12 protein-coding genes are annotated in these 13,795 nt (G+C 60.8%); 7 read left to right on the forward strand and 5 right to left on the reverse strand.

Translation table 11 applies throughout. The annotated features are described in order from the left end of the window. Window positions 1–55 precede the first annotated feature (55 nt). From dusB to hflX, 7 genes are all read left to right on the forward strand, one after another. Window positions 56–1,075, forward strand: a complete 1,020-nt coding sequence (gene dusB, locus K663_RS07555) for a tRNA dihydrouridine synthase DusB (RefSeq protein WP_062116111.1) — start codon at window positions 56–58, stop codon at window positions 1,073–1,075. After that, window positions 1,072–2,181, forward strand: coding sequence for a two-component system sensor histidine kinase NtrB (locus K663_RS07560; protein WP_062116114.1), 1,110 nt, complete (start codon window positions 1,072–1,074; stop codon window positions 2,179–2,181). The genes dusB and K663_RS07560 overlap by 4 nt, the downstream gene beginning before the upstream one ends. Then, window positions 2,181–3,626: a nitrogen regulation protein NR(I) gene (gene ntrC / locus K663_RS07565; protein ID WP_062116117.1), complete on the forward strand. Its 1,446-nt coding sequence runs from the start codon at window positions 2,181–2,183 to the stop codon at window positions 3,624–3,626. The genes K663_RS07560 and ntrC overlap by 1 nt, the downstream gene beginning before the upstream one ends. Window positions 3,627–3,720: 94 nt before the next feature. Continuing rightward, a complete protein-coding gene (locus K663_RS07570) occupies window positions 3,721–5,973 on the forward strand; it encodes a sensor histidine kinase (protein ID WP_062116120.1) in 2,253 nt (750 codons plus the stop codon). Then, window positions 5,963–7,336, forward strand: coding sequence for a nitrogen assimilation response regulator NtrX (gene ntrX, locus K663_RS07575; RefSeq protein ID WP_062116123.1), 1,374 nt, complete (start codon window positions 5,963–5,965; stop codon window positions 7,334–7,336). The genes K663_RS07570 and ntrX overlap by 11 nt, the downstream gene beginning before the upstream one ends. 150 nt (window positions 7,337–7,486) lie before the next feature. After that, entirely contained in the window at window positions 7,487–7,969 is a 483-nt protein-coding gene (gene hfq, locus K663_RS07580) for an RNA chaperone Hfq (RefSeq protein WP_062116126.1), read from the forward strand. A 65-nt stretch (window positions 7,970–8,034) separates the two neighbouring features. Beyond that, window positions 8,035–9,369 (forward strand): GTPase HflX, encoded by a 1,335-nt coding sequence (hflX, locus tag K663_RS07585; protein ID WP_062116129.1) that lies wholly within the window; start codon window positions 8,035–8,037, stop codon window positions 9,367–9,369. Here hflX and mazG read toward each other — a convergent pair. The 5 genes from mazG to K663_RS07610 form a co-directional block, all read right to left on the reverse strand. Continuing rightward, window positions 9,366–10,166, reverse strand: coding sequence for a nucleoside triphosphate pyrophosphohydrolase (gene mazG, locus K663_RS07590; protein ID WP_062116132.1), 801 nt, complete (start codon window positions 10,164–10,166; stop codon window positions 9,366–9,368). The genes hflX and mazG overlap by 4 nt on opposite strands. Window positions 10,167–10,292: 126 nt before the next feature. Beyond that, entirely contained in the window at window positions 10,293–11,594 is a 1,302-nt protein-coding gene (locus K663_RS07595) for an MFS transporter (RefSeq protein ID WP_062116135.1), read from the reverse strand. Next, window positions 11,591–12,220, reverse strand: a complete 630-nt coding sequence (locus K663_RS07600; RefSeq protein WP_062116138.1) for a retropepsin-like aspartic protease family protein — start codon at window positions 12,218–12,220, stop codon at window positions 11,591–11,593. The genes K663_RS07595 and K663_RS07600 overlap by 4 nt, the downstream gene beginning before the upstream one ends. 4 nt (window positions 12,221–12,224) lie before the next feature. Continuing rightward, complete coding sequence (locus tag K663_RS07605; RefSeq protein ID WP_062116141.1) at window positions 12,225–13,010, reverse strand: MBL fold metallo-hydrolase; 786 nt, start codon at window positions 13,008–13,010, stop codon at window positions 12,225–12,227. After that, window positions 13,007–13,795 (reverse strand): TatD family hydrolase, encoded by a 789-nt coding sequence (locus K663_RS07610; protein WP_062120548.1) that lies wholly within the window; start codon window positions 13,793–13,795, stop codon window positions 13,007–13,009. Before K663_RS07610 ends, K663_RS07605 begins: the two co-directional genes overlap by 4 nt.

Genomic DNA, 13,795 nt, shown 5'->3' on the forward strand with positions numbered 1-13,795 from the left:
TGCTGCGCGGCTGCTTTTCGGCTAAGGGCTGCCTGTTTTTTAGGCAAAGTTGGTGATGCGTATTCTTCCCCCCATCTCTGTCGGTCCGGTGACGATCGATATGCCCGTGATTCTGGCGCCCATGACCGGCGTCACCGACATGCCGTTCCGCACTCTGGTGCGTCGATACGGATCGGGCCTGAACGTGACCGAGATGATCGCCACCGCCGCGATGATCCGCGAGACGCGGCAGTCTTTGCAGAAAGCGGCCTGGCATCCCGTTGAAGAGCCTGTGTCGATGCAGCTTGCCGGATGTTCGCCGCGCGAGATGGCGGAAGCCGCCAAGCTCAACGCCGATCGTGGCGCCGCCATCATCGACATCAACATGGGCTGTCCGGTGAAGAAAGTCGTGAACGGCGACGCCGGCAGCGCGCTGATGCGCGATCTGCCGCTGGCGGCCGCGCTGATCGAGGCGACGGTCAAGGCGGTGGACGTTCCCGTGACCGTAAAGATGCGGATGGGCTGGGACCATTCAAGCCTGAACGCGCCCGAACTGGCCCGGATCGCGCAGGATCTTGGCGCGAAGATGATCACCGTCCATGGCCGCACCCGTTGCCAGATGTACAAGGGCAGCGCCGACTGGGGCTTTGTACGGAGCGTGAAGGAGGCAGTCTCGCTGCCGGTGATTGTCAATGGCGACATCTGTTCGATCGAGGATGCCGAGACGGCGCTGGAGCAAAGCGGGGCCGACGGCGTCATGATCGGGCGCGGCGCCTATGGCCGCCCCTGGCTGATTGGGCAGGTGATGCACTGGTTCCGCACAGGGCAGCGGCTTGCCGACCCCTCGATCGAGGAACAATATACCCTTATTACAGATCATTACCGCGCGATGCTGGACCATTATGACGGCGTGACCGGGGTCAATATGGCCCGCAAGCATATCGGCTGGTACACCAAGGGGCTCCCCGGATCGGCGGAGTTCCGCAACGCCGTGAACCAGGAGCCGGAAGGCGCGGTGGTCCTCGACATGCTCGCCCGCTACTACGAGCCGCTGATCGCGCAGCAAGAGGCGATCGAACCGCGCAAGGCCGCATGACCATGGCGCTGACCACCGTCCCGCCGCTTCGTGCGCAGCAGGACGGCCCTTCGCTTTCGGAACTGATGACCGCATTGCCGGTGGCCACGTTGGTCGTTGCGCCGGACAATCGCATCGCCGAAGCCAATGTCCGGGCGGAAACATTGCTCAACATGGCCCGATCGGCCATCGTCGGCAGCGATGTGGCGCGTACGATCCGCATGGCGGAAATGGGCGCGCGTTTCGATATCTGGCATAGCAACAAGCCGATAGCGGCCTATGATGTGAAGGTGCATGCTGGCCGGACGGCGGAGATGGAAGTAGACCTGATGATCGCGCCGATCATCGATCATGAAGGATGGCGCATAGTGTCGCTCCATACGCAAAGCCAGGCGCGGAAGATCGGTCATCGCGGCACTGCGGGTGGCGCCCGGTCAGCGATGGGCGCGGCCGCGATCCTGGCCCATGAGATAAAGAATCCATTGTCCGGCATTCGGGGCGCGGCGCAGCTGCTGGAATCCGGAAATGGCGGGCGGGACACTGCATTGACGCAATTGATCTGCAATGAGGTGGATCGGATTGCGGCCCTTATCGACAGGATGCAGGACTTCACGACCGATCGGACGCTGGAGTGCCATCCGGGCAATATCTATCCGCTGATCGATCGGGCAGCCAATATCGCGGCGGCAGGGTTCGCAAGTAACATAAAGATTATAAGACGTTATGACCCTTCCTTGCCGTTCGCCATCATTAATGACGACGCGCTCGTGCAGGTGATGATCAACCTGCTGAAGAATGCAGCAGAGGCGCTGGAGGAAAGCGACGAGCCACGCATCCGGGTCGAGACCGCGTTCCGTCATGGCGTGTCGGTCGTGGTTGGAGGGGGGAAGGGCAGTGCCGTGCTCCCCATAGAGATATTGGTGATCGACAACGGCCCTGGCGTACCGGAGCACATACTCGACCACCTGTTCAACCCCTTCATCACCGGAAGGCGGGACGGGCAGGGGCTGGGGCTTGCGCTTGTCGACAAGTTGGTTCGCGACATGAATGGTTTTGTTCAATATTCGCGCGATCAGGAAGCGGGGGAATCCACCTTCCGTATCCTCCTGCCAATGGGGATGCCGTGATGACGGTCACGGGGTCCATTCTTGTCGTCGATGACGATCCCGCAATCTGCCTGGTCGTGGGCGAGGCGCTGCGACGGCTGGGCCATAAGGTAAAGACGGCATCATCCATCCGCGAGCGCGGCCTGCTGATCGACAGCTTCAATCCTGACGTACTGATTACCGACGTCATGCTGCCTGATGGCGACGGGTTGGACGGCGTGGCTGGGATTTTGGAGCGGAAGCCGGGGTTGAGCGTCATCGTCCTGTCGGCGCAGAACACGTTGAATACGGCTATCCGCGCGACGGAAAAGGGCGCGTTCGAATATCTGCCCAAGCCCTTTGACCTGAACGAACTTGCTCGCGCCGTCAGTGATGCGCTGGGCGCTGGCGACGCCGAGGAAGGTGAGCAGGAGGACGGTGGGTTGCCGCATGACGGCCTGCCACTGGTCGGGCGCTCGCCTGCGATGCAGGAGGTTTATCGGACGATCGCGCGCGTGCTGTCGAACGACCTTTCGATCCTTGTGCTGGGCGAATCGGGCACCGGCAAGGAATTGGTGGCCGAAGCGATCCACAGCCTTGGTCAGCGCCGGACGAAGCCATTTGTCGCCATCAACATGGCGGCTATTCCACGCGAATTGATCGAAGCAGAACTGTTTGGTTATGAAAAGGGCGCCTTCACGGGCGCCAGTGTTCGAACGGCCGGAAAGTTCGAGCAGGCGCAAGGCGGCACGCTCTTTCTCGACGAGATCGGGGATATGCCGATGGAGGCGCAGACGCGGCTGCTGCGCGTGCTTCAGTCGGGCGAAGTGACGACTGTGGGCGGATCGAAGCCGGTACGAGTCAATGTGCGCATCATCGCGGCGACGAACAAGGATCTGCCGACGTTAATTGAAGAAAACCGGTTCCGCCAGGATCTCTACTATCGACTGAACGTCGTGCCCATTTCACTTCCTGCGTTGAGGGAACGGCGCGAGGATGTCATTTTGCTGGCGAGGCATTTCCTCGACCGGGCGGCGCAGGACGGGCTGCCCCGCAAGACGCTGTCCGACGACGCGGCGCAGCTGTTGATGGCCTATCACTGGCCCGGCAATGTCCGCGAACTGCAAAACCTGATGCAGCGCCTCGCAGTGCTTAGTCGCGAAAATGTGATCGCCGCGGACATGCTTCGCAACAGCCTGCCTCTGGACATGGTGCCGCCAGACTATGCAGCGCCAGCGGACCAGTTGGGTCAGGCGGTGCGCGAATGGGCGAGGCGGCAACTGGGAATCGGTCTGGGGCAGTCGAACCGGAACCTGCACGATGATCTGCTGGCGGTGGTTGAACCCATTCTGCTGCAGGAGACGCTGGCAAGCGTCGATGGCAATCAGATTCGCGCGGCGGGCCTGCTGGGCATCAATCGCAACACGCTGCGGAAAAAGCTGACCGACTATGGGCTTGACCCCCTTCAGCTGCGGGTAGCGGAATGAATGCGGGACGAGGCGACAGCGGCGTCCGGCAAAGGGATTGGCGCACCAAACAACTGTGTTGGATCAAGCACGGTGTTGTTGTAAGAAAGCCACTATGGAAGGTGCAGTGACTCTCTCCACGCGAGGCCGGGCATGGAAGAGATATTTTCCGCCTTTCCTTAGGCGTCGCCTCGCCCCCCTGGTCGAAACGGTCACCCTTCTGCTTTTCGTTGGCACGGCGGGCCTCACCTATTTCCTGCTGTCAGGACAGGGGCAGTCCTACACCCTGCTGACGCCGCCGATCGTCGCCCTGCTGTTGGTCGGCAACCTCGTCCCCGCGATTGCGCTGCTCGTGCTGCTGGGACGGCGGGTCGCAAAACGGCGCGCGGCGCAGTCGGCGATAGGCAGCGATGGGCAGCTTCATGTCAGGCTGGTCGCCATGTTCTCGATCGTCGCCAGCGTGCCGATGCTGCTGGTGGTGATTTTCGCATCGCTGCTGTTTCAATATGGCGTGCAGTTCTGGTTTTCCGACAGCGCGCGCGGGATGCTGCAAAATGCGAGCGACCTTGCGCGCGGCTATTATGAGCAGAATTTGCGGGAGGTCGGCGACGAAACCGTAACGATGGCCAGCGATCTGCGCGACTATCTGTCCCAGTCGAAAGTATCCAGTCCGCGCTTTGCAGAAGGCTATATCTATCAGGTCGTAACGCGAAAGCTGAACCGGTCGGCGATCATCGAAGTCGGCCAGGATGGAGTCGCCCGCACCGCCGCCACGGTCGATCCTGACAGCAGGCCAGCTTCCGAGATGCTGTCAGAAGAAGCGATCAAGCGACTGGAAAAAGGCGAAAATGTCGTCGTCGCCGCGAAACCAAACCAGATCGAAGCCGTCACACTGCTCTATCCCGGCGCGAAAATATATCTCTATGCGACGCGCGATTCCGGTTCGACGGCTTTCAGCAATGTCGAGCGAGCGCAGAAGGTGCTGTCAGACTACGACATATTCGCGGCGCAGTCCCGCGCGTTGCAGTTGCGGTTCAATATGGCGCTGTTCGTCGGCTCGCTGCTGCTCGTCGGCATTGCGGTCTACATCGCCTTGGCGGTTGCCGACTGGATGGTCCGGCCGGTCAACGAACTGGTGACGGCGGCGCGTAGAATCACGGCGGGTGACCTGTCGGCGCGCGTCACCAATCCGCAGGCGCGCGACGAAATCGGCACCCTCGCGTCAGCGTTCAATCGGATGACCCAGCGGCTGGAGGCTCAGACCGGCGCGCTGGTGGCGGCAAACAGCCAACTCGACGAACGTCGCGCCTTCATCGAGGCGATCCTGTCAGGCGTTTCCGCAGGGGTGCTGTCTGTCGATCGGGAGGGCATCATTCTCCTCCTGAACAGTTCCGCCGCCGCCATTCTGGTCAGGGAAGGGGATGACCCGGTCGGACGGCCGTTGACGGCTGTTTCGCCGGAGCTGGCGGCGCTCATCGCGTCGGAGGAGGGGGCCGGTATCGTCCAGGCGCGCGCCAATGGCGAAGTTCGGACGCTGGCAGTCAAGGTTTCGGAAGACGCGTCGCGGCATATCCTGACTTTTGACGATATCACACAGCAATTGTCCGATCAGCGCCGCGCGGCATGGTCAGACGTCGCACGCCGCATTGCGCACGAGATCAAGAACCCGCTAACCCCCATCCAGCTGGCCGCCGAACGCTTGCAGCGACGCTATGCCCAGGAGATCACGAGCGACAAGGCCACCTTCACGCGGCTCACCGGGACGATCGTCCGTCAGGTAGGGGATTTGCGGCGTATCGTTGACGAATTTTCATCATTCGCGCGCATGCCCAAGCCGGTGTTCCGCCGCGAGGCGGTCGCCGACATCGCTCGCCACGCACTTTTCCTCCATGAGGTTGCGCATTCCGATATCCGGTTTGAATTTCGCGATGAAGCCTCCGATATTGAACTGGTCTGCGACCGGCGGCAACTGGGACAGGCGCTGACCAATATCGTCAAGAATGCGGTGGAGGCGATCGAGCCGAAGCCTGAACCTGCCGATGGTCGCGCGCGCGGGCATGTCAGCATGACGCTGGGGCAGGACGATGGCAATCTGCTCATCGAAGTCCGGGACGACGGCATCGGCCTGCCGCCGGAACGGGAGCGGGTGCTGGAACCCTATATGACGACGCGCAGCAAGGGGACCGGTCTGGGGCTCGCCATCGTCAAGAAGATCGTTGAAGAACATATGGGCGAAATTCGCCTGGGCGATGCGGACGGCGGGGGGACGAGGGTGACGTTGCGTTTTCCTGTCGCCGCGCTTGAAAAATTGGAAGAGGGGCAGGTTCTCGCCTTGCCCAAGGGAAAAATGACAGCCAATGGCGCTTGATATTCTGGTAGTCGATGACGAAGAGGACATTCGCGACCTGGTCGCGGGCGTGCTTGAGGATGAAGGCTTTTCCACCCGCACGGCCGCCAACAGCGACAGCGCGATCGAAGCGTTGGACGCCCGGCGGCCGTCGCTGGTCCTGCTGGACGTGTGGTTGCAGGGATCCAGGCTCGATGGGCTGGAGCTGCTCGACGAGATCAAGCGGCGCGACCCCAGCATTCCGGTGCTGATGATTTCGGGTCATGGCAATATCGACACGGCCGTGGCTGCAATTCGCAAGGGCGCGGCGGACTTTATCGAAAAGCCGTTTGAGGCGGACCGCTTGCTGCACCTCGTTTCTCGCGCGACCGAAACCGAAAGACTGCGTCGCGAAAACCAGGTGTTGCGTGCCCGTTTTGGCCAGGACGACGAACTTACCGGAACATCGACCGCCATCAACGCCGTGCGGGCGACGATCAAGAAGGTCGCAGGAACGGGAAGCCGGGTTCTGATTTCCGGCCCTGCCGGTGTTGGCAAGGAAATAGCAGCGCGAATGCTCCATAGCTGGAGCGGCAGGGCCGATGCGCCCTTCGTCATAGTCGCTGCCGCGCGCATGGACCCCGACCGCGTCGAAGAGGAGCTGTTTGGCGTGGAGGACCCCAGCGGCCTCGTCCGCCCCGGCTATCTTGAGCAGGCGCACGGCGGCACGCTGTATCTGGACGAGATAGCCGACATGCCGCTGACAACGCAGGGCAAGATATTGCGCGTCCTGACCGACCAGAGCTTTACCCGCGTAAGCGGGCAACGGCAGGTCAAGGTGGATGTGCGCGTAATCTCCTCTACCGCGCGCGACCTGAGCGTGGAGATCGAAGAACGCCGGTTCCGCGAGGACCTGTTCTATCGTCTCAATGTCGTGCCACTGATAATCCCGCCACTGTCGGAACGGCGCGATGACATTCCGCCGCTGGTCGAACATTATCTGGCGCGCTTTGCGGCCGACCGCCGCGTACCATCGCCGGAAATCGCAAGTGACGCCATGGCCGCGCTTCAGGCCAATGAGTGGCCCGGCAATGTTCGCCAGTTGCGTAACGTCATCGAGCGGACGATGATTCTGGCTCCGGGCGAGCGGATCGGACGGATCGAACTGGACATGCTGCCCAGCGAACTGACCAGCAACGGTTCCGGCGAGGGAATGGGTCAGTCCGCCATCATGGGCGCCCCGCTGCGCGAGGCCAGGGAGAGTTTCGAACGCGAATATCTCCGCATCCAGATCAGGCGCTTTTCAGGGAATATTTCGCGGACGGCGACCTTCATCGGGATGGAGCGGTCAGCGCTGCATCGCAAGCTCAAGCTGCTGGGCATCACCGACGGAAAGGATAACTGACCAAGTTGGTGAAGCAATACCGCATCTGGGGAATGGACGGCCCTTCGCAATTGCGGTAGCTTCTCCATCGCTTCCGGCAGGCGGGAGCAGGCAAGACACCCTGCCCAGGGGTGCGAGAGCGGGTAACGTCCCGCCAATAAGGCGAAGACCATGGCAGAAAAACTCAATAATCTTCAGGACATATTCCTGAACAACCTGCGCAAGAGCAAAACGCCGGTGACCATGTTTCTGGTCAAGGGCGTGAAGCTGCAGGGCATCATCACCTGGTTTGACAACTTTTCCGTCCTGTTGCGGCGCGATGGCCAGTCGCAGCTGGTATACAAGCATGCGATCTCTACCGTCATGCCCGCCCAGTCCATGGACCTGACCGATCTGCGCAAGGCGAGCGAGGGCAATGGGAAACCGAAATTGCTGCAGGAAATCTTCCTGAGCGCCGTTCGCAAGTCGGGCAGCCCGGTGACGATGTTCCTGGTGAACGGCGTGATGCTTCAGGGGGAGATCGCCGCGTTCGACCTGTTCTGCATGCTGCTGGAACGCGACGGCATGGTCCAGCTCGTCTACAAGCATGCTATCTCGACGGTTCAACCCCTCCACGCGCTCGACCTGAGCGGCGAAGGCGAGGGCGAGGATTGATCCATTCCTGGTCGTTCGGCCCGCTTTCTGATGAAGCGGGCCGGCGCCTGATGCGTTAGGCGCTTATGGCGGTATTCAATCGCGATTCTGATGATGAAGTATCGCGTGGCGCGCGCGCCATCGTCGTGCGCGCCGAAACGCATGGCATCGAGCGCCGCGACAGCGACGCCCGACTTGAAGAGGCAAAGGGCCTTGCGCTGGCGATCGGCATTGATGTGCGCGCGGCGCAAGCCTTTCGCGTGCGTGATCGCAAGCCCGCAACGCTGTTCGGCAGCGGTCAGGTTGACCAGATCGCCACGTTGGCGCGGGCCGAGCAGGCCGAGTTGGTCATCATCGACAATGCCCTCAGTCCTGTTCAGCAGAGCAATCTGGAAAAGGCGACCGAAGCCAAGGTGATCGACCGGACTGGCCTCATCCTGGAAATTTTCGGCGAGCGCGCCGCCACCAATGAAGGGCGACTTCAGGTCGAATTGGCCCATCTGGATTATCAGGCAGGCCGGCTGGTCCGCAGCTGGACTCACCTGGAACGGCAGCGAGGCGGTTTTGGCTTCCTGGGCGGGCCGGGCGAGACCCAGATCGAAGCGGACCGTCGCATGATTCGCGACCGGATGGCGAAGATTCGTCGCGAGCTGGACCAGGTCACGCGCACGCGGAGCCTGCATCGGGCGCGGCGGCAACGCGCGCCTTGGCCGGTGATCGCATTGGTCGGCTACACCAATGCTGGCAAATCGACCCTCTTTAACCGGATGACGGGCGCGCATGTGATGGCGGAGGATCTGCTATTCGCCACGCTGGACCCCACGATGCGCCAGATTGCGCTGCCCGGATTGGACAAGGCGATCCTTTCCGACACCGTGGGGTTTGTGTCCGACCTGCCGACTCAACTGATCGCGGCATTCCGGGCGACATTGGAGGAGGTGCTGTCCGCCGACCTCATCATCCATGTTCGCGACATCGCACATCCCGACAGCGATGCGCAGAGGGATGATGTGATCGACGTACTGAGCGAACTCGGCCTGGCGGGTGAGGGCGCACTCGAAGGTGGGGAAGAAGCCGTCGAACCTCCGCCAATCATCGAAGCGTGGAACAAGCTCGATCTGTTGGATGATGATGCGGCTGCCCTGGTGCGGGAAATGGCTGCCCGACGCGATGATGTCGTGATTCTCTCCGCCCTCACGGGTGAAGGGGTGGACGACCTGCAGCGCAAGATCAGCAGCCGACTGACTGCCGGGGCGCAGGTGCATCAGCTTCATGTGTCGCTGTCGGATGGAGCAGCTCTCGCATGGCTGCATGAACATGGTGAGGTGATCCACAGCCACGCCTCGGAGGGCGATATGGTCGTCGATGTTCGGCTATCGGAGTCAGCGCTTGCCCGTTTTCGGAAACGGGCCGATGATTAGCTGACAGGCGATTGCTGGGCGAGGCGATGCTTGGCGCGCTGCCAAAGCTGTTCTTTTTCATCCAGCGACAGAGCAGCAAACTCTTCGCGGGCGATATCTTCCATGATGCGAAAGCGCGCTTCAAATTTGGCATTGGCCGAACGCAGGGCGGTTTCTGCATCGACCTTCAGGTGGCGGGCCAGGTTGACGACAGCAAACAATAGGTCGCCGATTTCCTCATGATGTTCTTCGGGAGACGCGGCGTCGTGGACCTCCTGCAACTCTTCCTCGATTTTCGCGATCACGCCCTGCGTGTCAGGCCAATCGAAGCCTGCCCGGGCCGCGCGCTTCTGGATCTTTTCAGCGCGAAGCAGGGCGGGCAGAGCCTTCGCGACGCCTGCAAGGGCGCTGCCATCAGTGTCGCGCTCGGCGCGTTCAGCCGCCTTGATCGTTTCCCATTGGGTATGGCCATGCTCGCGAGGAATGGCATCGCCGAAAATGTGCGGGTGGCGGCGGATCATCTTTTCGGTGACACCGTCGATGACATCCTGAATCGTGAAGTGGCCCGCCTGTTCGGCCATCCGGCTATGGAAGGCGACCTGGAGTAACAGATCGCCCAACTCATCCTTGAGCGCTGGCATATCGTTACGCTCTATGGCGTCGGCGACTTCGTAGGCTTCTTCGATCGTATAAGGCGCGATGCTGGCGAAGTCCTGTCGGATGTCCCACGGGCAGCCAATCTCCGGGTCGCGCAGCCGGGCCATGACGTTCACCAGCGGCATGATGTCGGCGGGGCTCGCCTTTGCATTGGAGGTCATGTGTGTCCTGATCTATCGAGCGATCTCAGAGGATAATAGCTGACGGGAGAGAGGGCCAGCCTGCGATGAATCTTAATTGTCCGATAATAAGGATTATGTTAAATTCAATATCCCGCCACGGTCTCGTCAGTCCTCTCGGATAAGGCTGTGCTGTCGGGTATCTCGCATACGGATGTACACGATCAGCGAGATCCCGATCATCACCGTGACATAAACATAGAAGGCTTCCTCAATCCCGATCTGTTTGAAATACAGCGCGACAAACTCCGCCGTGCCGCCGAACAGCGTGTTGGCCAACGCATATGGCAGCGACACGCCAAGAGCACGAATATGGGCCGGAAAAAGCTCTGCTTTGACCACCGCATTGATCGATGTGTAACCGGTAACGATGATGAGTCCCGCCATCACCAGCAGCCCGGCGACCAACGGGTTGCGCGTCTCAGCCAGCGTAGCAAAGATCGGATAGGTGAATAGCAAGCCGAAGACGCCAAAAGCGATCATCAGTGGCTTGCGACCGATACGGTCAGACAATGCCCCTGCGATGGGCTGCAACAGCATGAAAACAAACAATGTTATACCATTGATTTGCGACGCAGATTCGCGGCTGAGCCCGCTGGTGTTCACCAGAAACTTCTGCATGTAGATCGAATAGGCATAAAAGGCGATCGTTCCGCCTGCGGTGAGGAGCATCACCGTCAGCGTTTCCCTTGGATGCTTCGTTATGAGTTCGATAAAACCGGAGCGTGGCGCTCCCTCCGCCTTCGCAATTTTGAAACTCTGTGTCTCGTCCAGGCCCCGGCGCAACCAAAAGACAACAACCGCCAGACCACCCCCGATCAGGAACGGTATGCGCCAGCCCCAATCGTCCAGCTGCTGATCGCTAAGCACGGCCTGGAGAACAAGCAGCACACAGATTGCGGCAAGTTGGCCAGAAATCAAAGTAACATATTGAAAGCTTGAGTAAAATCCGCGCCTGTCGCGCCCGGCCATTTCAGACAGGTAGGTCGCGCTGGCGCCATATTCGCCACCAATCGACAGGCCTTGGATAAGACGCGCGACGACAAGGAGTATTGGCGCGCCAACACCGATGACTTCATAGCCCGGCGTCACCGCGATGAGCAGTGAGCCAGCGCACATCAGCGCGACGGACAGCGTAAGGCCGCTCTTTCGCCCGTGCCGATCCGCGTAGACGCCCATCGCCCAAGCGCCGATCGGCCGCATCAGAAAACCAACCGCAAAAATGCCCGCCGCGCTTAGAAGCTGCGCGGTGCGATCCTCGCTAGGGAAGAAATGCGGGGCGAAGTAGAGGGTGAAGGCAGCGTAGGCATACCAGTCATACCATTCCACCAGATTGCCGGTCGATCCGCCGACGATCGCCTTCAGTCGTTCCCGCTGCGTGGGCGGGCGATGGGGCAACGTGGCCGTCATGGTGTCAGCACCATTTCGCCGTCCTGCACGCCCCAGCTTTTCAACCGCGACAGCAAATTCATGCCAATGACATTGACCTCTCCAAACGCGGGCGAGATGACGACCGGCAAGTCGCTCGACCGTATCGGACCAATGGACAGCGTGGAAATGGATGACCGCTTGGCGTCAATCTTTCCGTTGGCCGTGAGCATCGGCACGCCCGGCGCGGCCAGGTCGAAATTAAGACCGGCGGCGCGTGCGGATGTGACCGACAGGGCGGTGATGCTGGCGCCGCTATCGATAAGAAAGCGCGTGGGCGTTCCGTTTACGCTGCCTTCCACCCAAAAATGGCCATCGGGCGCCATCGGGATACGCAGGGCCTGTCCCTCGGCCCTTACCGGCGGCAAGGGTGCATCAGTCCCGACATTGGCGGCGAGGTTTCCGCCCTTATCGTCTATCCTGCTGGAAAAGAGACCTGCCCCTTCCCCCATCTTGAAAAGAGCAAGCAGGAGCGCGAAGATAACGACCCAAAGCAGCGCCATACGGATCATGCCATGCCGAGGCCCGCGACGGGCAACAAGGGCCGATCCGACGAGCACGAGCGCCAGCACATACCAGAGGCTGGACATCGCTTGGTCGCCGTTCATGCCGTCAGCTCCCCTCCCCTTTGAGTTGGACCATCATACCGTCATAACCCGGTTCGACGCCATCGGGCAGGCTATCGCGCAACGCCGCATAATCCATGCTTTGATCCATATGGGTCAGGATGGCGCGGCGGGGCCGGACGGCAGCGATGCCGTCGAGCGTGAGGGCCAGATGGGGATGGGTGGGATGCGGCTTTTCCCTGAGCGCATCGACCACCCAAATGTCCAGATCGTCATATAGCGCAATCATCTCGGGCGTTAACGCATGGAAATCAGTAGCATATCCGATGGAATTGCCGTTGTGCGTAAACCGGAATCCAGTGGAGAATATCTCGCCATGAGGTTGGTCGGTGCAGGCGATGTCGATATCGCCAATGCGCAGGCCATCGGGCAGCACATGCGGTTCGATCGTCGGGCGATAACCCTGTCGCCCTTCAAAGGCATATGCGAAACGCTCTTTCAGCAACTTCAGCGTCTGGCGGCGAGCGTAGCTCGGCACGGGTGCACGGCGGTGATGGAAAAGCTGGCGCACATCATCAATGCCGTGGCTGTGATCAGCATGATCATGGGTCCATAAAATGGCGTCTATATGGATGACGTCCGCACCCAATAGCTGAGCACGCATGTCCGGGGACGTATCGACCAGAATGCGCGTCGTCGGGCTTTCCACCAGGATCGAGACCCGAGTGCGCCGGTTCTTCGGTTCGTCAGGATCGCATGCTCCCCAATCATTGCCTATCCGGGGCACGCCCGACGAAGTGCCGCAGCCCAGGATGGTCAGCTTGAGGCTCATGCGTGTTGCGAGGCCCCGATCTTGCTGAACAGCGCTCGGAAATTGGCGGAAGTCGCGTCGGCCAATTCCTCGACGCTTTGTCCGCGAAGGTTGGCAAGGAAGTTGGCAGTATCAGCGACGAAGGCTGGTTCGCAGGGCTTGCCGCGATGGGGCACAGGCGCGAGGAACGGCGAGTCCGTCTCGATAAGCAGTCTGTCGAGCGGCAAGCGGGCCGCCGTTTGCTGGAGATCCTTCGCGTTCTTGAAGGTCACTATGCCGGAAATGCTGATGTAAAAGCCAAGGTCCAGCGCCGCGTCGGCGAACGCGTCGCTTGCGGTAAAACAGTGAATGACGCCGGGATAGGCCCCCTTTCCCATTTCATCGCCCAGAATCTCGAGCGTGTCCTCTTCCGCGTCGCGGGTATGGACGATCAGCGGCAGACCGGTTTCGCGAGATGCCGAGATATGGGCGCGGAAGCTGTTCTGCTGACGCTGGCGGTCGCTGTGATCATAATAATAATCCAGCCCGGTTTCGCCGATGCCGATCACGCGCGGGTGAGCGGCGCGCTCCACCAGCTTGGCGGTATCTACATGCGGATGTTCGTCGGCCTCGTGCGGGTGGATGCCCACAGTCGCCCATACGTCCGGTTCGCGTTCGGCCGTCGCAATGACGGCATCCCACTCGCTTTCCCGGGTGGCGATGTTGAGCATCACATCGACGCCAGTGAGCCGCGCGCGTTCAAGCACATTCCGCTGATCTTCTACCAAGCCTTTGTAATTCAAGTGACAATGGCTATCAATGAACAT

It is taken from the genome of Sphingobium sp. MI1205 (assembly GCF_001563285.1).
GTDB lineage: Bacteria > Pseudomonadota > Alphaproteobacteria > Sphingomonadales > Sphingomonadaceae > Sphingobium.